Below are 16,886 nucleotides of genomic sequence, written 5' to 3' on the forward strand. Positions count from 1 at the left end.
AGGTCCGGCACTCACCGCGGCGTGATCGAGTCCAGATCCGCCGGGGTCGCGGACCCCGAAGCGATGCGCCGGTCGATGCTCGCCAGTGCGAACTCCCCCCAGCGAATGTTCTCCTGCTCGAAGGAGATTCCGCGCAGCAAGGTCAGGTAGGGACCGATGCGCTCGGCCTCGGCCAGATACGCCTGCTCGCTGCGCCCATCGAGCAGCCGGGCGCGCAAGCGTTCGTAGCGGGCCAGTTTCGCCCTGGACCAGTCCAGCTTCTCGGCCACCGCGGCGCGTACGGTCGGCGCATCGTCGGCGTCCATGCCCTGCACCTTGACCATCAATTCGTCGCGGACGGCGGTCGGCTTGGCGGGCTCGGCGATGAACGCGCGCAGCGCGGCTCGCCCAGCCGGGGTGATGGCGTGCAGTCGCTTGTTCGGACGACGTTCCTGCTGCACGACCCGGGTCTCGATCAGGCCCTCTGCGGCCATCCGCTCGAGTTCTTTGTACAACTGCTGGGGCGTGGCCATCCAGAAGTTGGCCACCGAGGCGTCGAAGCCTTTGGCCAGGTCATAGCCGGACGCCTCCCCTTCCAGCAGAGCGGCCAGTACCGCGTCACGTAACGCCACCCGCTCAGGCTACCAGTCGCGGTGATTATTCAAATTCTTGCCTAATCAACTATGGACACTAGAGCACACGCACGAATATTGTTCGGAGTGGATAGACAAATAATTGACTATGAAAGGTGGAGCGATGCATCCCTTCCGTGCAGCCGTGGAGGCCCGCGACGAGGCCGCAATCGAGGCGCTGCTGGCCGACGACGTGGTGTTCACCAGTCCGGTCGCGTTCAAGCCGTATCCGGGCAAGGCGATCACCGCGGCCATCCTGCGCGGGGTGATCCGCGTATTCGAGAACTTCCGCTACGTACGCGAGATCGCCGACGCGAATGGCCGCGACCACGCCTTCGTCTTCGAGGCGACCGTCGACGGCAAGCAGCTCACCGGCTGCGACTTCCTGCATTTCGACGAGCACGGCAAGATCGACGACTTCATGGTGATGGTGCGTCCGCTCTCGGCCGCACAGGCGTTGGCCGCGCGCATGGGCGAACAATTCGAGCAGATCAAGGCCGAGGCCACCGAGCAGATTCAGCGTGCGGCGGCGCAGGCGTGACCGATTACGACGCCATCGTCATCGGCGCGGGCAACGCCGGGCTGACGGCCGCGGCCACCTTGCAGCGCGCGGGTGCGCGAACTCTGTTGCTGGAGCGACACAATGTTCCGGGCGGCTGCGGAACTTCCTTCCGTCGTGGACGTTTCGAATTCGAAGTCGCGCTGCATCAACTTTCGGGTGTCGGCGCCGAAGGACAGCCGATGTCGTTGCGGGAAGGACTCTTCCAGCAGCTGGGTATCGCCGACAAGCTGGAATTCGTACAGGAGCACGACCTGTACCGCGCGGTGATTCCCGGGCAGCTCGACCTCACGCTGCCCGCGGACTGGGATGGCGCGATCGACGCTGTCGAAGCCGCATTTCCCGGCAACCGCGACCGGACCGCGAAGTTCTTCGAATTGATCCAACAGGTGACGTTCTGGCAGATCGCCGCCATGCGCGGGATGCCGGTCGAGCAGATCGATCCGGTGCTGTTCGAATACGGGCTGCGGCCGTTGAAGGCGGTGCTCGACGAGTTCTTCGACGACGACCGGATCAAGGTCGCGCTCGGCATGTACTGGACCTATCTCGGGCAGCCGCCGTCGAAGCTGCGATTCCAGGACCTGGCGTTGACCTTGTTCGCCTACTTCGAATTCAAGCCATGGCATCTGCGCGGCGGCTCGCAAGCGATGTCCACCGCCATCCTCGACGCATTCCTGCACGCCGGCGGTGAAGTGCGATTCAACACCGCGGTCGAGGCCATTCTCACCGATGCGGGCCAGGTATTGGGCGTCCGGCTCGATGACGGCGCCGAAGTCACCGCACGCGACGTGGTTTCCAACGCCTCGCTGCCGATCACGTACGGCATGCTCGAAGGCATCGATCTGCCCGCTGCGGTACGAGATGATCTGGCCACCAGGCGAATCGGCGTCTCCGGTTTCGTGCTGCACATGGGCCTGGACGCCACCCCCGCCGAACTCGGGTTCACTACCAGCACAACCTTCGTCAATATGGACACCGACGACGACCGCACCTACGACGCCTGGCGTTCCTTCCAGCCCGCGCGCGGAATCTGTGTCAGCTCCTACGATGTCGCGCCGATCGGATTCGCGCCCACCGGATCCACCCATGTCAGCCTGATGACCCTGCAGTACGGCGATATCTGGCGCAATGTGGCTCCGTCGGAATACGCGCGCGCCAAGTTCGCCTATGCCCAAACGCTGCTCGACCTGTGCGAGACCATCACCCCCGGCATCCGGGATGCCATCGAAGAGGTCGATGTCGCAACACCGTTGACCATGATGCGCTACCTGGGCCACCCCGGCGGCACGATCTACGGCTACGACCAGGACGCCACCGAGAACTGGCTGTTCCGCAACAGTGAACGCGAAACCCACGTTCCTGGACTGCATCTGGCCGGTTCGTGGGCGGGCATCGGCGGATTCCAGCCCACCCTCGAAGCCGGCGCACGCGTCGCGCGCCGCCTGCTGCGCGCCAAGTCCGCCTGAACGGAGCACATCATGAAACATCCCCTCGCAGAACGGTTCGACGGCGCGGCACAGATCCTCGTCGAAATCGATTCCCGCGTCCCCGACACCCGCGACCACCCCGCCGAAACCCGCGCCACCATCGACGCCTACCACCCCCGGCGGCTGCGGCTGATCGTCGCCGAGATCATCGATGACACCGCGACCACCAAAACCTTCCGGCTCGAGGGTGTCGACCAACTCGAGCTGCCGCCGTTCCTGGCCGGACAGTACGTCAATGTATTCGTCGACGGCACCAGCCGCCCGTACGCCATCTCCTCTAGCCCCACGACGCTCGACCACTACGACCTGACCGTGCGGCGCGTGACCGGCGGACGCATCAGCAATCTGCTCATCGACACGGTGCAGGTCGGCGAAGTCCTCACCACGACCGGGCCTATGGGCACCTTCCACCACAACCCGCTCTTCCACGGCGACGACCTGGTATTCCTCGCCGGCGGTTCCGGTGTTGCCCCGGCGATGAGCATGATCCGCGAGATCGTCGACCGCGATCTGGACCGCACATTCCACCTCGTCTACGGCTCCCGCTCCGCCGACGACATCATCTTCCGCGCCGAACTCGACGCACTCGCCACCCGATATCCCGGTGTCGTCGTGGACCACGTCGTCACCGAACCCGACAGCGACTGGACCGGACCCACCGGATTCCTCACCGCCGACACCATCCGCGCTTTGACCGGTGAGCTCGACCAGCGCATGGTCTACGTCTGCGGCCCGCAGGCGCTCTACCCGTACGCGCTCGAACAACTCCGCGCACTCGGCCAGCCGCGCAAGCGAATCCGCTTCGAAGCCAATGGCGCACCGAGCGACCCTGCCGCCCAACCCCATTGGCCCGCCGACGTGGATCCCGCCGAGCAGGTCAACGTCACCGTCGGCAGCACCAGCTTCCGCACACCGCGCCACCGACCACTGTTGGATGCGTTGGAGGACAACGGCATTCGGCCCGAGGCCGGATGCCGATCCGGTGAGTGCAGCCTGTGCCGGGTGCGGATCGTCAAAGGCGAGGTACACACCGCCGAGGAAGCGAAACTACGACTGTCCGACGAGCAGTTCGGCTACACCCACTCCTGCGTGGCCTACCCGATCAGCGACGTGCAAATCGATCTTTGATATCAGGCGGCGGTGTCCGGCAATGTGGCGATCGGCGGCAGCGGTCGCTCGCAGATCTCGCGCGCCTCGTCCGGCGGAATACCGAACATGCGCAGCAGATCCTCGGTGACCTCGTCCGCGGCCGCGCCATCGTCGCGTTCGGGGTTGTCGTGCAGGAGCTGACCGAGGCATAGCGAGGCGCCGGCGACGATGGTCATCGCCAGCTCCGCATCGCGGACCTGGAACCGTCCCGCGCGCACCGCGGCATCGATATCGCGGCGCGCGCGGGGCACGAGGCCCTTCGTAGAGCTGACGAGGGCCAGACCATGATTGAGCAGCACCTTGCTCAACGTGGGATTTTTGCGGTGCAGACGACCGGTCAACCGGAAGCTCTGCGCGAAGATTTGCGCTGGATCGTCCATGCCTTCGGTCAGCGCGTCGAGGGTCGAGCCGTGCCGATCGAGCGCCTCCTCGATCGCGGCGCGGAACAATTCCTCACGACTTTCGAAGTGGTTGTAGAACGACCCCATCCCTACATCGGCGGCCTGGGTGATCTCCAGGATCGGCACATTCGGTTTCCCGGCTGCGAGGAAAGACTGGGCCGCGCTGACCAGCGCTGCCCGAGTACGCGCTTTTCGCCGCTCCAACCGATTGGGTTCGGCACCGGTTTGCTCGCTCATCACCTCTCCCTGGTCCATCTCGCAATCCTAACCCGCCGAGTCAGTAATGACGAATTCCTCAGAAGAAGCCCGACCTGGCCGCAGCCGAAATCTTCGCTCGCGCTTTCGGTTTCACGACCGTGCTGCGCACCGCGGACGAATTGCAGCTGCGTGGCACGGACCCGGGTGCACCGTGTGTGATCATTCGCCGGGGTTCGCGGTCGAGGTTCATCGGCCCCGCATTCCAGGCCGCGGCGGCCACGGATCTGCGCCGGCTCGCGCAAGCCACCGGACCCGAGCCGGCGCCGCTGCCGGAGAGTATCGGCGGTCTCTCCGTCGACCTGTCCGACCCGAGCGGTTTGCGGGTGCGCGTGGTCGCCGATACGCATGTGCTCGCGGCCCTGCCCGCCCAGCAGCCGCACACCCTAAATTTCGGCCACCAAACGCCGCGCATGAACCGGACCCAGCGCCCGCCGCGGGAACCGGCGCAGGTGCAGCGGCTCGGGCATGTGGTGATCCAGACGACGCGCTATCGGAAGACGCTCGACTGGTATCTGAAACACCTGGGTCTGATCGTCAGCGATTTCCACTACTACCCGGGTCAACGCGACCGCGGCCCGGTCATGAGCTTCATCCGTTGCGACCGCGGCCGCGCCCCCGCCGACCACCACACGCTGGCGCTGTCGCTCGGCCCGGTCAACCGGTATATGCACTCCGCCTATCAGGTCGCCGACCTCGATGCCCTGGTCGCAGGGGGTGAATATCTGCTCGACCACGGTTATCAGCGGTCATGGGGCATCGGCAGGCACATCAAGGGCAGCCAGATCTTCGACTACTGGCGCGATCCGGACGGGTTTTTGGTCGAGCACTTCAGCGACGGCGACATGTTCGACTGCACGCTGGAGCCCGGCTGGGCGCCGATGACCGCATCCGGACTTGTCCAATGGGGACCGCCCGCCACCAAGGACTTCCTCGGCCCCAAACCCGGTCGGGAATCGGTTCGCGAATTGCGCGGCATATTCGACGCGCTGCGCGCGGACAACGAATTCGATCTACACCGCCTGCGCGGTCTACTGAAAGTTGCCAATTCATGAGTATTTCCGTTCTCCGAACCGCCGACACCTGGTGGGTGTCGACATCTGCGGGAGCCGCGCGGGTGGATACCACCGCGACCACCACCGGTCAGTTGCTCGCCGACCGGCAGGCGCTGGCGGCGGCCGCGTCGAGTACCGAGGTCGTCCCCGTCGAAAGCCTCACGCTGGTGTCACCGGTGACCGCACCGTGCCGAGTGGTCGCGCAGATGACGAATTTCGCGTCGCACGTGCGGGATTCGGGTGGCGATCCGGAAGCCGTGCCGCTGGCCTTCTTCCGCAAATCCTCCGGTTCGATCAGCGGCCCGCACGACGACGTCATCCGGCCCGCGCATGTACGGCTGCTGGATTACGAGGTGGAGATCGGTCTGGTCTTCGGTAAGGCTATGCCGGTCGGCACCGCGATCACCGCTGACAAAATCGGTGAGTATGTGGCCGGACTCGTGGTGACCAATGATGTTTCGGCACGCGATGTGCAGCTGCCGAAAACCCAGTTCTACGAGGCGAAGTCGTATCCGACCTTCACGCCGGTCGGCCCGGCGTTGGTGCTGCTGGACGCCGATGAGCTGAAGCGGTTCATCGATCTGCGCTTACGGCTACTGGTCAATGGTGAAGTGCGCCAGGATATGACGGTCGCCGATATGATCTACGGCCCGGTCGAGACGCTGCAGGCGCTGACCCGATTCCAGCGGGTCGACGCGGGCGATCTCCTGCTCACCGGCACTCCCATCGGCACCGCGATCAGTGCCCCGCCGAAGCCGGTCGAGATCATCGGCTCGCTGCTCCCGGCGGCCACGAAGTGGAAGCTGTTCTTCAAGGGACAGGCAAAGAACCCGAAGTATCTGCGCGACGGCGACGTCATCGAGGCCACCGTGGCCACCGATGACGGCGCGATCGATCTGGGTCGCCAGCGCACTGTTGTGCGGTACGCGCGGTGAACATGACGACAACGGATCTGCTGTGGCCGCGCTACTCCGGCCCCGGCGACCTGGCCGAGATCGAATCCGTACCGCTGGCCGAACGCGGTCTGCCGGAATCGACCTACGCACTGCTGGTCCGGGCCACCGACCTCTGGCCCGACCGAAACGCGCTCACCGTGTTGCCGGAGGCCGCACGATGGCGAGAACCCTTGCAGCGCAGTTACTCCGAGCTCCTGTCCGACGTGCACCGCTACGCGAATCTGCTGCACCGGCTGGGTATCCGACGCGACGACGCGGTCGCATTGATGGCGCCCAACTGCGCGGAGTTGATCCCCGCGACACTCGCGGCGCAGCTGGCCGGTATCGCCGCACCGATCAATGGTGCGATGTCCGGTCGGCATATCGCGGAACTGCTGCGCCGCTCCGGTGCCAGAGTGCTGATCGCCGCCGGTCCCGAACTGGCCACCGATACCTGGGAATCCGCACTCGCCCTCGCGAATGACGGGCTGCTCGACGCCGTACTCGTGCTGCGCCCCACCGGCACTGCCGAGCCGCACCCGCTGCCTGTGCTCGACGGTGTACATATCGGCTATCTGAATGAGCTTGCCGCCGAGAATGATTCGACCGCCTTCGCCGGTCCGCTCCCGGCATCCGACGATCTGGCGGCGCTGTTCCACACCGGCGGCACCACCGGCGTGCCGAAACTCGCCGCGCACACCCATTCCGGCGAGATCGCCAATGCGTGGATGATCGCCGCCAACTCCCTGCTCGACGCGGATGCGACGATCTTCGCCGCACTCCCGCTGTTCCATGTCAATGCCCTGGTGGTGACGCTGCTCGCGCCGCTGTTCAAGGGGCAGCCGGTGGTCTGGGCCGGTCCGCTCGGCTACCGCGATCTCGCGCTGTACGGCGAATTCTGGAAGATCGTGGCGCACTACGGCATTGCCGCGATGAGCGCGGTCCCGACCGTATATGCCGTACTGGCGCAATGCCCCGTCGACGCTGATATCAGCAGTCTGCGCTACGCGATGGTCGGTGCGTCACCGCTGCCGTCCGCGGTGCGGACGAACTTCCAGACGCATACCGGTGTCACTTTGGTCGAAGGCTATGGACTCACCGAGGCGACCTGCGCGACCGCTCGTAGCTATCCGGACCGACCGCGACCGGGTGCGGTCGGGCAGCGGATGCCCTACCAGCAGGTGCGTGTGGTGCGCGCGGGCGACCGGGAACCGCTGCCCGCCGGCGCGATCGGCGTGCTGGAGATCAGTGGCCCAACGGTTTTCGCCGGGTATGTGATCGGCCGCAATGAACAGGGCCACCTTCTCGACGGGCTCGGCACCATGGTCGACGGCTGGCTCGATACCGGTGACCTCGCGCACATCGATGCGGACGACTTCATCCATTTGCACGGCCGCGCCAAGGATCTCATCATTCGTGGCGGGCACAATATCGACCCGGCGCTGATCGAGGACGCACTCCTGTCACATCCGCAGGTGACCGCGGCCGGTGCCGTCGGACGTCCCGATGTCCACGCCGGTGAAGTACCAGTCGCCTATGTCACGCTCGGAGCCGATGCCGATATCACCGAATCGGAATTGCTCGCCTGGGCGAGCGAGCGGGTGCCCGAGCGCGCCGCCGTGCCGAAATCCATTGTGGTTCTGGATGCTTTGCCGGTTACCGATGTCGGTAAGCCCTACAAGCTCGGGCTGCGCGCCGATGCGACTCGCCGTGCACTGCAGGACGCGCTCGAGCAGGTCGCCGGAGTGCACAGCGTCACGGCGGCAGTGGAAGACGGCGCGATCGTCGCGACCGTCGAACTGGACGCCGCCTCCGACGGTGTTGCAACCGCAATCCTCGGCCGGTATGCCATCCGCTGGAAAGTCGTGGTCCGGCAGTGAATCTCGTGATCGGATCGAGTCGATGAACTCGGTTCCGGTGGTGATCGTCGGTGCGGGGCCATCGGGCCTCACCGCGGCGACGCTGCTGGCCGAATACGGCATCGAAACCGTGGTGCTGGAACGCTGGGACGGCATATATCCGCAGCCCCGGGCGGTACATCTCGACGGCGAAATCCGCCGGATACTGGCACGTCTCGGCGTCGGTGACGGCTTCGACGCGATCTCGCGTCCGGCGCTGGGCCTGCGATTGATCGACCCCGATATGCGGGTACTGGCCCAATTCGATCGCGATCCGGCGGGCGGCGCAAATGGCTACCCGGAGGCGAACCTATTCGACCAACCGGAGCTCGAAGCAATCCTGCGTGCCAATGTGCGGCGATATCCCGGCATTACCCTCCGCGGCAACGCCGAGGTCGTCGGCGTGACGCAGGAAAACGACTGTGTGCGTATCGATTTCACCGATCGCGTGACCGGTGCCGCCGAGTCGGTCCTTGCCGAATATGTGCTGGGCTGCGACGGCGCCAACAGCGTGGTCCGGTCCGCGATCGGAGCCACGATGCGGGATCTGAACTTCGCACAGCGCTGGCTCGTGGTCGATGTGGACACCACTGCCGACTTCGGGGAATGGGAAGGGGTCCACCAGGTTTGCGACCCCGTTCGAGCCGCGACCTACATGCGGATCGGAACGACTCGCTACCGCTGGGAATTCCGACTCCGCCCCGGTGAAACCGCCGCAGACTACGGCGATTCGACGACGCTGCAGCCACTGATCGCGCCGTGGACCGGGAACACCCCATCCGAGGAACTCCGGCTGGTGCGCGTCGCCGAATACACCTTCCGCGCTCAGCTCGCCGACCGCTGGCGTTCGGGCCGGATGTTCATTCTCGGCGATGCCGCCCACCTGACCCCACCGTTCATCGGTCAGGGCATGGGCGCTGGGCTACGCGATGCGACCAACTTGGCCTGGAAGCTCGCGGGCGTTCTCGCCGAAGACCTGCCGGCGAGCGCCCTCGATACCTACGAAATCGAACGAAAACCACACGCGCACGCCATGATCAGGCTCGCCAAATTCGTCGGATGGGCGATGACCGACGGCGGTGAGTTCGGAAATCTGCTGCGCCGCCTCATGGCGCCGCGGTTGCACCACCTGCCCGGTTTCGCCGAGCTGGTCACCAACGGACAGACGCCGCCGCTACACCGATCCGAACTTGTTGTGGCGCATCGCTTCCACCGAGGGCCGGCGGGCAAATTGGTCCCGAACGCATTCCTCGACGGCCGCCGCTTCGACGATATCGCGGCGGGCCGATTCGCGATCCTCACCGCTGTCCAGCCGACACCGGCACAGCGTCGCGAGATCGAACAGCGCGGTGGTGTCATCGTCATCGCTCGGGGCGCGTTGCGCGGCTGGCTCAGGCGCGGACGCGGCGCCCTCGTCCGTCCCGATGGCACGGTGCAGCGAACCAGCCGTCAGCTGTCCGACCTCATCGCCGACTTGCCGCGATTCAAGGCACCCGCTCCGGGTGATTCTTCACGCGTGTGCTGACTCCCGACGCGTAAGCAGAGGATCTCAGCCCAGCAGCCGGTTCACGATGGTGCGCGCGGTGGCGACACCGCGATCATCACCCATCTGCAGGGCGGTATTGGCCGCACTGATCACCGCATCGAATTCGAAAGCCATGGCATCGGCGTCGCGGCCGGCGAGATCGCCCTGATCCTGCGCGTGCCGAATCTGCTTGGCCAAGAAGTCGAGCCATTCGCTGCGATCCTCGGCGATGGCATCACGGACCGGGCCGGGCTTGCTGTCGAATTCGGCAATGGTGGCCACACGGAAGCAGCCGCCCGGAAAAGTCGGGTCGGTGATGTGGTCGAACCAGCGGTCCATGATGGCGCGCAGGCGGGGTAAGCCGCGCGGTTCGCTCAGGCTGGGCGCGATCACTCGTTCGACGAAGGCCTCGCGGGCCACCTTCACCGCGGCGACCTGCAGCGCTTCCTTGGTGCCGAACAGAGTGGCTATGCCGCTTTTGCTGATGCCGAGATCGGTCGCGAGACGGCCGATGCTCAGGCCGGTCAGTCCCTCGACCGAGGCCACGTCGGCGGCGTGTCTGGCAATCGAGGCCCGGGAGCGGGCGCCCTTCGCGAGACGCTGATCGGTGCCCTGCGCGGTGGTTGTCGACTCGGCCATGAGGCCATTCTTCCACTTCCCGGTTGCAAATACGAACGTACGGTCGTACGTTTATTGCACGAACGGTCGTACGTTTAGATTTCGCCTCACCGAAGGATCTCCCTCATGACCGAAGTGTCCGAGCGGACCGACAGTCCGCCGACCTCGAAGGCCGCCGTGCGCACGCTCGTCATCGCCTGTGGCGCAGCGTTCATCGCCTTCCTGGATCTGTCCGTCGTCAATATCGCGTTTCCCTCGATCGCCCGCGACTTTCCCGGGACCGCGACAACCACGCTGACCTGGGTGGTCAGTGGATATGCCATCGCCTTCGCCGCACTGCTCACCCCCGCGGGCCGCTTCGCCGACACACTGGGACGGCGCAGGCTGTTCCTGATCGCACTGGCCGGTTTCGCCGTGACATCGCTGCTGTGCGGACTCGCGCCCACCGCGGGTTGGCTCATTGCCGGACGCCTGCTGCAAGGTGCGACGGCGGCGCTGATGGTGCCGTCCGCGCTCGGACTCGTCCTCACCGTCACCCCGCGCGAGAAGATCGGTGCGGCCATCGGAGCCTGGTCGGCCGCAGGCGGTTTCGCCGCGGTGGTCGGTCCGGCGATCGGCGGCGCGCTGGTCGAGGCCTTCGGCTGGCGAGCGGTATTCGTCATCAATATCCCGGTGGCGATCGTGCTGATCGCGCCCGGGCTGCGTATTCCCGTGCCCGATATCCGTCAGCCCGGCAGCGCGCTACCAGACCCCATCGGGACCATCGCCATTGCCCTTGGGCTCGGCGGCGTGGTCGCCGGGGTGACCGAGGGGCAGCGATGGGACTGGACCGCACCCGGCACCCTCGCTGTACTCGGCGTCGGCGCACTGCTGATCGTGGCCGCGCTGATTCGCTCTGTGCGCCACCACAATCCGGCCATCGCGGTCGAACTGTGGCAGAGCAGGCCGTATGCGCTGGCCAATGCCGCCTCGTTCGTCTTCGGTGCGACCATGTTCGCCTGGCTGCTCGCCGGACCGCTGTTCCTCGATGCGATCTGGCAGTATTCGGTGCTCGGCTCGGCCGCGGCATTGACGGTGGGCGCGGTGTCCTCGATGGTGACCGCGACGATTGCCGGTCGCGTCACGACGGCGCGCACACGGCGCTGGCTCGGTGTTCTCGGGGCGCTGATGTACACCGGCACCAATGTGTGGATGAGCACCGATACCTTCGGGCCGACACCGGCGCTCTGGTCCGCGTGGGTACCGGCCGGGCTGTTCGGTGGCGGTGGCGTCGGGATCGTCGTGACAGTGCTCGGCACCGCCGCCGCGAGTTCGCTTCCACCGCAACGCTTCGCGGCCGGAATCGGGATGAATCTGACTGCCAGGCAGGTGGGCGGTGCGCTCGGTGTCGCGGTACTGGCCGCAGTCTTCGCCGCCAATGCCGACGATGCGCTGGCCGCCTTCCACACACTGTTCGCCGTTTGCGCGGGGATCGGTATCGCGTCCGCATTGGTCATCGCGATACCGGCGCGCATCCCTGCTGCCGTTACCAGCTAGGAGTCACCTTGACGCACAAGGATATTCGTACCGAAGCCAACGACCCGATGCTGTTGTCGAACACCGCCGCACTCGAACTGCTCGCCGACGCACCCTGGCAGCGCTATGCGGTAATCGGGGATTCGATAGCCCAAGGCGTCGGCGATCCGAGTCCCGGGTACGACACCGCAGGATGGGCAGATCGCGTCGCCGCGGTATTGACCTCGGCGAATCCCGCTCTCGCATATCTGAATACCGGCCGGATCGGCGCGACGTCCGCGCAGGTACGCGCCGATCAGCTGCCGCAGGTACTCGAATTCGCACCGGACCTGGTGCATATCAGCTGCGGCGGAAACGATCTGTTCACTCCCGGCGGCAATCTCGACGCGTTGCGCACGAATCTCGACACGATCTTCGGCGCGCTTGCCCGCAGCGGGGCGCAGGTGAGCACCTTCACCCTCGCCGATGTGTGGGACGCGGAACGGATGGCGCCGATGCGTCCGATGCGAGACCGGATGTCGGCGCTCAACGACATCACCCGCGAGTTGGCCGCTCGTTACGACGCTGTGCTGGTGGAGTTCTGGGACCATCCGCTGCGGCTGCGGCCGGATGTGATGAGCGCCGATCTCATTCACTTCACGATGAGCGGGCACGCGGTGGTGGCCACCGAAATGGTGCGCGCACTGCACCGACTGCTGCCCGAACCCGCGCATTGATCGAATCCAGGCACCGGGGCCACGTTCGAGCTTGTCATTCGGACGCGGTCCGGTGGTCGTCTCCTCGACGCTTATGAACCCCCGGGGGCGACATCTTCTCGGCGTGCAACCGCCGAGCCGGATACCTGATCGGCGTTCGCAAACGCCGCATCCCGAAGTGAATGCGGATCAGGGCAGAACCCGCGGCACCGCGTCCGGAGCCGTGGCCCCGACCAAGAGACCGATGACGGTACCCCGCAGTGCACTGGTGAGGGCGCCTTGGACCGCGGCGCCGAACGCGGTCGCTGTCGCGTGCCCGGCGGCGGGCAGCACTGCGGCCAACGCCAGCAATGATCTTCGGCGGAGCAGCATGCGCTGCTGATACCGCGCGGAATCGCCATGACGATGAATCTCGACCCGGTAATTCGAATGCCGTTCGAATACGACTGGCCGTCCTGGACAAACCTGGCCAGAACTATTCATAGCCGACCGTGATGCGATGGCAATCCCCCCTGCGCCACAAGTGATTTCGACGACCAGGGCGCACTCGTCATGATCATTCGCGGTGCACGAATCGATGTGTAAAACTCGACTTTCCGTGCGGTCACTCACCGTATCGATCGACGAGTTCGGCACCGAGTACGGCCAACTCCGCCTGCACCGACTGCGGTGCCAGCACCTCGATTTCGGCACCCCAGCCCGCCAATTGCTGGGCGATCATGCGCGGTGTCGGCGCGGTGATGCGGACCTGAACGCGACCGTCGGCCACCGGACCGTCCACCTCACAGTGTCGCCCCTGCTGCTTGCGCAGGACCGGAAGTAGTTGCGGCGCAATAAGTGCGGTGGCGGATGTGGCGGCGCGACGTTGTTCGACCTCGCCGACCACCTCTGCCCAGGCGGTGGACAGATCGAAATTTGCAGGGCGGTGGGCTATTTCGCCGGTGATCGTGGCATCGACGATGCGATCGACGCGGAAGGTGCGCCTGCCACGATCGGTGCCTGCGATGAGATACCAGATGGCGTCCTTGTCGACCAGGCCCCACGGGTCGACGACGCGCCGGGTGCGCTCCCCCGCGCGCTCATATGTCAGCTGCACTTTGCGGCGTTGGACTACCCCGCGCTGCAACAATTCCACGAGCCGCGGCCGGGTCTGATCGTGCTCACCCCAGCGCGCGGGATCGATCACCACCGCGTCGGCCGCGGCCTCCGCATCGGTGCGGAAGGTCTGCGGGAGCGCGCGCACCAGCTTGCGCAGCGCCGATTTCACCTCGGGCACCGCGTTCGCGGACGGGCCCGCCAACAGGAACAGCGCGCGAGCCTCCGGTTCGGTGAGGCCGCTGAGATCCGTGCGCGCGCCGCCGACCAGCGACCAGCCGCCGCCGCGGCCCGGCTGCGGATAGACCGGAACTCCTGCGGCCGAGAGCGCCTCCAGGTCGCGACGTGCGGTGGCGACCGATACCTCGAGTTCGGCGGCGATCTCGGAAGCCGTCACCCGTCCGCGGGTTTGCATCAGCAACAGGGTCGCCACCAATCGGTCTGCTCGCATGAGCACAATTCTGCCCAAAAAAGTGCTCATTCGGTGAGCACTTTAGGCGGAATCATAGATTGCACAGAACCCGATCAGAGGAGCAAAAATGTTGCGAGGAATGGCCACCGTTTCGTTCTATGCCGACGACCTCGAGGCCGCGAAGGACTGGTACACCGAGGTCCTCGGCCTCGATCCGTACTACGCGGTGCCCGGCGGATACTACGAATTCCGCATCGGCGACTACCAGCACGAACTGGGAATCATCAATCGCAAATTCGCCCCCGCAGGAGCACAGAACGCCCCCGGCGGCGCCATCCTGAACTGGCACGTCGACGATGTACAGGCAAGTTTCGACCGACTTGTGGCCCTCGGCGCCAAGGAATACGAGCCGATCACGCCACGTGGCAACGGAGACTTCATCACCGCCTCGGTAGTAGACCCCTTCGGCAACGTCCTCGGCATCATGCAGAACCCCCACTACCTGGAAATCCTCGGCCGCACCTAAACCACCACCCGGGCACACTCTGCCCGAGAATGCGTTGGTGGGGCGCGTTCTCGGGTCTGCCCGCCCTTCCGCGCACGACGCCGCCCAACGCATGCCTTCCCACAGAGTGCCTGGCGGCGGGATGCTCTCGGAGCCCGCCCACACTATCGCCACCACACCCACGGCATACCTACCCGCGAAATGTTTGGTGGGATGCTCCGGATTCGCTCGCCTCCCCCGATTCGCCTTGCCCTGAGAATGCAATGGTGGCCGGGTCCCTCACAACGCCCGCCCCCTTCGCGACGCCCCCCGAAGCATGCCGCCCCCCGAGAATGCGTTGGTTGAGTGGCACTCTCGACATTTGCCGCCACCAACGCATGATGATCACCAATCCAGGTCAATGGCCGAACCAGCGCTCCAGGATTTTGACGGAGCGGGCACTCACAGGGGTCTACCCGCCCCTTCGCGACGCCACCCGAAGCATGCCCGGCGCCGAGAATGCATTGGCGGAGAGACACTCTCGATAATTGCCGCCACCAACACATGATGATCACCAATCCAGGTCAATGGCCAAGCCAGCGCTGCAGGATTTTGACGGAGCGGGCACTCACAGGGGTCTACCTGCCCCTTCGCGACGCAACCCAAGGCAGGCCTTCCCCTAGGAATGCTTGACGGCGGGGCGCTCTCGAGGTCTGCCCGCACGCACAGGAGCATCCCGAGGTTCGCCGTGCCCTGAAAATTGCAATAGCGGCCGGGTCCTCGAAGAGCCCCGCCCCCTTCGCTAGGCCACCCGAGGCATGCCCTGCGCCGAGAATGCTTGGCGGCGGGGCGCTCTCGAGGTCTGTTCGCACTCACGGGACGCATCCCGAGGTTCGCCGTGCCCCGAGAATGCAATGGTGGCCGGGTCCACACAGCGCCCGCCTGCCCCTTCATGACGCCGCAAACGGCTTACCTTGCCCGAGAATGCGCTGGTGGAGACGCTCTCTCGATAATTGCCGCCACCAACACATGATGATCACCAATCCAGGCCAATGGCCGAACCAGCGCTCCAGAAGGCCGAGCGGGTACTCACAGGGCCTACCCGCCCCCTCACTACGCCACCCGAAACATGCCCTGCGCCGAGAATGCGTTGGTTGAGGGGCACTCTCGATATTTGCCGCCACCAACACATGGTGATCGTCGGTCCAGGTCAATGGCCGAACCAGCGCTCCAGGATTTTGGCGACGCCGTCTTCGGCTACATCGTCGGCGACTTCGTCTGCCCAGTTGCGGACCTCGTTCGGTGCGTTCGCCATCGCTACGGAATGGCCTGCCCAATACAGCATTTCGCGGTCGTTGTAGCCGTCGCCGATGGCGAGGGTGGCGGAGCGGGGGATGCAGAGTGCGGTGCGCAGGCGTTCCAGTGCCCAACCCTTGGAGACGCCACGGCGCGAAACAGTAAGCCACGGGCCGAATTCGCCGTGCACCCAGCTCGCACCCGGTACCCGCAGTTGGGTGAGCAGGCGCAGCATCTCTTCCAGGGAACCGTCGGGCCACCAGCCGTTCAGTCGCGGGGTCGGCTCGCTGCTCAACGCGCCGTCATCGACAAGAACGTATTCGCCGATGGAGAATTCGCCCGGACTGACACCCGTGGCCCAGGTGCCGATTCCGACCTTCTCCACCGCGAAGATCATCTCCGGAAACAGAGCCCGCAAGGCGACGACCGCGGGTCCCGGATCGAAGGTCTGCACCGCCACCGGCTCTCCCCTCGCCACATCGATGTGCACCGCCCCGTTGGAACACAACGCATGGCCATCGATAAGCCCGAGCTCCCGCAGCACCGGCCGCGTCGTCATCAACGTCCGCCCGGTCGTCACAACCACATGCGCCCCCGCCGCCACCGCCGCCCGCACAGCATCGATCACCCGTTCACTGACCGGCGATCCCGTCTGCAACAACGTTCCATCGACATCCAGCGCAATAAGCTGAGGTCCCCCGTGTACCACCAACCCATTGTGCATCGCTATGGCACTCGGCGTCATCGAAATTCGACCGGTCCGAATGTGCGTATCACTCGCTGACAGACCAGCGAAACGAACAGTCGCACTCCTTCACGGAACCCGCGCCCTACATCAGCGCCCAGAAGAAGTCCGAATTCTGACAAATGGTGCGGATCTCTGCCCAGGCATGAAG

General features: G+C 65.5%; 15 protein-coding genes and 1 pseudogene. 10 read left to right on the plus strand and 6 right to left on the minus strand.

Translation table 11 applies throughout. The features are described 5' to 3' along the window. Positions 1-11: 11 nt before the first annotated feature. Positions 12-611: a PadR family transcriptional regulator gene (locus tag ACQPYR_RS34430; RefSeq protein ID WP_433623026.1), complete on the minus strand. Its 600-nt coding sequence runs from the start codon at positions 609-611 to the stop codon at positions 12-14. 124 nt (positions 612-735) lie between these two features. Here ACQPYR_RS34430 and ACQPYR_RS34435 point away from each other — a divergent pair, with 124 nt between their 5' ends. The 3 genes from ACQPYR_RS34435 to ACQPYR_RS34445 are packed head-to-tail and all read left to right on the plus strand — an operon-like array spanning position 736 to position 3,785. Beyond that, positions 736-1,152: a nuclear transport factor 2 family protein gene (locus ACQPYR_RS34435; RefSeq protein ID WP_387290860.1), complete on the plus strand. Its 417-nt coding sequence runs from the start codon at positions 736-738 to the stop codon at positions 1,150-1,152. Further along, a complete protein-coding gene (locus tag ACQPYR_RS34440) occupies positions 1,149-2,636 on the plus strand; it encodes a phytoene desaturase family protein (RefSeq protein ID WP_433623028.1) in 1,488 nt (495 codons plus the stop codon). The genes ACQPYR_RS34435 and ACQPYR_RS34440 overlap by 4 nt, the downstream gene beginning before the upstream one ends. A 12-nt stretch (positions 2,637-2,648) precedes the next feature. Continuing rightward, entirely contained in the window at positions 2,649-3,785 is a 1,137-nt protein-coding gene (locus ACQPYR_RS34445) for a 2Fe-2S iron-sulfur cluster-binding protein (protein WP_433623030.1), read from the plus strand. A 2-nt stretch (positions 3,786-3,787) separates the two neighbouring features. Here the strand turns inward: ACQPYR_RS34445 and ACQPYR_RS34450 are convergent, their stop codons facing one another. Next, the gene (locus tag ACQPYR_RS34450) at positions 3,788-4,444 is read right to left on the minus strand and encodes a TetR/AcrR family transcriptional regulator (RefSeq protein WP_433623032.1); all 657 of its coding nucleotides are present in this window, start codon (positions 4,442-4,444) and stop codon (positions 3,788-3,790) included. Between the two features lie 62 nt (positions 4,445-4,506). Between ACQPYR_RS34450 and ACQPYR_RS34455 the strand changes: the two are divergent. The 4 genes and pseudogenes from ACQPYR_RS34455 to ACQPYR_RS34470 all read left to right on the plus strand — a co-directional run. Beyond that, positions 4,507-5,517, plus strand: a pseudogene (locus ACQPYR_RS34455) (VOC family protein); the annotation flags it as partial. Then, complete coding sequence (locus ACQPYR_RS34460; protein WP_433623034.1) at positions 5,514-6,452, plus strand: fumarylacetoacetate hydrolase family protein; 939 nt, start codon at positions 5,514-5,516, stop codon at positions 6,450-6,452. The pseudogene ACQPYR_RS34455 and the gene ACQPYR_RS34460, both read left to right, overlap by 4 nt. A gap of 2 nt (positions 6,453-6,454) precedes the next feature. After that, on the plus strand, positions 6,455-8,332 hold the full coding sequence (locus ACQPYR_RS34465) for an acyl-CoA synthetase (protein WP_433623036.1): 1,878 nt from the start codon (positions 6,455-6,457) through the stop codon (positions 8,330-8,332). Between the two features lie 22 nt (positions 8,333-8,354). After that, positions 8,355-9,875 (plus strand): bifunctional 3-(3-hydroxy-phenyl)propionate/3-hydroxycinnamic acid hydroxylase, encoded by a 1,521-nt coding sequence (locus tag ACQPYR_RS34470; RefSeq protein ID WP_433623038.1) that lies wholly within the window; start codon positions 8,355-8,357, stop codon positions 9,873-9,875. Positions 9,876-9,899: 24 nt separating this feature from the next. Here ACQPYR_RS34470 and ACQPYR_RS34475 read toward each other — a convergent pair whose 3' ends face one another. Next, the gene (locus ACQPYR_RS34475; protein WP_433623040.1) at positions 9,900-10,514 is read right to left on the minus strand and encodes a TetR/AcrR family transcriptional regulator; all 615 of its coding nucleotides are present in this window, start codon (positions 10,512-10,514) and stop codon (positions 9,900-9,902) included. Positions 10,515-10,619: 105 nt separating this feature from the next. Here ACQPYR_RS34475 and ACQPYR_RS34480 point away from each other — a divergent pair, with 105 nt between their 5' ends. Together ACQPYR_RS34480 and ACQPYR_RS34485 are read left to right on the plus strand one after the other, a co-directional pair. Further along, positions 10,620-12,029, plus strand: a complete 1,410-nt coding sequence (locus ACQPYR_RS34480) for an MFS transporter (protein WP_433623042.1) — start codon at positions 10,620-10,622, stop codon at positions 12,027-12,029. Between the two features lie 8 nt (positions 12,030-12,037). Further along, positions 12,038-12,724 carry an SGNH/GDSL hydrolase family protein gene (locus tag ACQPYR_RS34485; RefSeq protein WP_433623044.1) on the plus strand — a complete coding sequence of 229 codons (687 nt, stop codon included), beginning with the start codon at positions 12,038-12,040 and terminating at the stop codon, positions 12,722-12,724. A gap of 168 nt (positions 12,725-12,892) precedes the next feature. Here ACQPYR_RS34485 and ACQPYR_RS34490 read toward each other — a convergent pair whose 3' ends face one another. Both ACQPYR_RS34490 and ACQPYR_RS34495 read right to left on the minus strand, forming a co-directional pair. Then, positions 12,893-13,075, minus strand: a complete 183-nt coding sequence (locus ACQPYR_RS34490; protein WP_433623046.1) for a hypothetical protein — start codon at positions 13,073-13,075, stop codon at positions 12,893-12,895. A gap of 232 nt (positions 13,076-13,307) precedes the next feature. Beyond that, on the minus strand, positions 13,308-14,249 hold the full coding sequence (locus tag ACQPYR_RS34495) for a helix-turn-helix transcriptional regulator (protein WP_433623048.1): 942 nt from the start codon (positions 14,247-14,249) through the stop codon (positions 13,308-13,310). A gap of 88 nt (positions 14,250-14,337) precedes the next feature. Between ACQPYR_RS34495 and ACQPYR_RS34500 the strand changes: the two genes are divergently transcribed. Then, positions 14,338-14,736, plus strand: coding sequence for a VOC family protein (locus ACQPYR_RS34500; protein ID WP_433623050.1), 399 nt, complete (start codon positions 14,338-14,340; stop codon positions 14,734-14,736). Positions 14,737-15,904: 1,168 nt separating this feature from the next. Here the strand turns inward: ACQPYR_RS34500 and ACQPYR_RS34505 are convergent. Then, a complete protein-coding gene (locus tag ACQPYR_RS34505) occupies positions 15,905-16,735 on the minus strand; it encodes an HAD family hydrolase (protein WP_433623052.1) in 831 nt (276 codons plus the stop codon). Positions 16,736-16,886 lie beyond the last annotated feature (151 nt).

The sequence above is a fragment of the Nocardia sp. CA-120079 genome (assembly GCF_050955745.1).
Classification (GTDB): domain Bacteria; phylum Actinomycetota; class Actinomycetes; order Mycobacteriales; family Mycobacteriaceae; genus Nocardia.

Excerpts from the sequence above, each read along its gene's own strand:
- ACQPYR_RS34495 (WP_433623048.1), bottom strand. The coding sequence starts at position 14,249 with ATGCGAGCAGACCGATTGGTGGCGACCCTGTTGCTGATGCAAACCCGC.
- ACQPYR_RS34480 (WP_433623042.1), top strand. The coding sequence starts at position 10,620 with ATGACCGAAGTGTCCGAGCGGACCGACAGTCCGCCGACCTCGAAGGCC.
- ACQPYR_RS34460 (WP_433623034.1), top strand. The coding sequence starts at position 5,514 with ATGAGTATTTCCGTTCTCCGAACCGCCGACACCTGGTGGGTGTCGACA.
- ACQPYR_RS34435 (WP_387290860.1), top strand. The coding sequence starts at position 736 with ATGCATCCCTTCCGTGCAGCCGTGGAGGCCCGCGACGAGGCCGCAATC.
- ACQPYR_RS34505 (WP_433623052.1), bottom strand. The coding sequence starts at position 16,735 with ATGACGCCGAGTGCCATAGCGATGCACAATGGGTTGGTGGTACACGGG.
- ACQPYR_RS34470 (WP_433623038.1), top strand. The coding sequence starts at position 8,355 with ATGAACTCGGTTCCGGTGGTGATCGTCGGTGCGGGGCCATCGGGCCTC.
- ACQPYR_RS34475 (WP_433623040.1), bottom strand. The coding sequence starts at position 10,514 with ATGGCCGAGTCGACAACCACCGCGCAGGGCACCGATCAGCGTCTCGCG.
- ACQPYR_RS34500 (WP_433623050.1), top strand. The coding sequence starts at position 14,338 with ATGTTGCGAGGAATGGCCACCGTTTCGTTCTATGCCGACGACCTCGAG.
- ACQPYR_RS34465 (WP_433623036.1), top strand. The coding sequence starts at position 6,455 with ATGACGACAACGGATCTGCTGTGGCCGCGCTACTCCGGCCCCGGCGAC.
- ACQPYR_RS34445 (WP_433623030.1), top strand. The coding sequence starts at position 2,649 with ATGAAACATCCCCTCGCAGAACGGTTCGACGGCGCGGCACAGATCCTC.
- ACQPYR_RS34490 (WP_433623046.1), bottom strand. The coding sequence starts at position 13,075 with ATGCTGCTCCGCCGAAGATCATTGCTGGCGTTGGCCGCAGTGCTGCCC.
- ACQPYR_RS34450 (WP_433623032.1), bottom strand. The coding sequence starts at position 4,444 with ATGAGCGAGCAAACCGGTGCCGAACCCAATCGGTTGGAGCGGCGAAAA.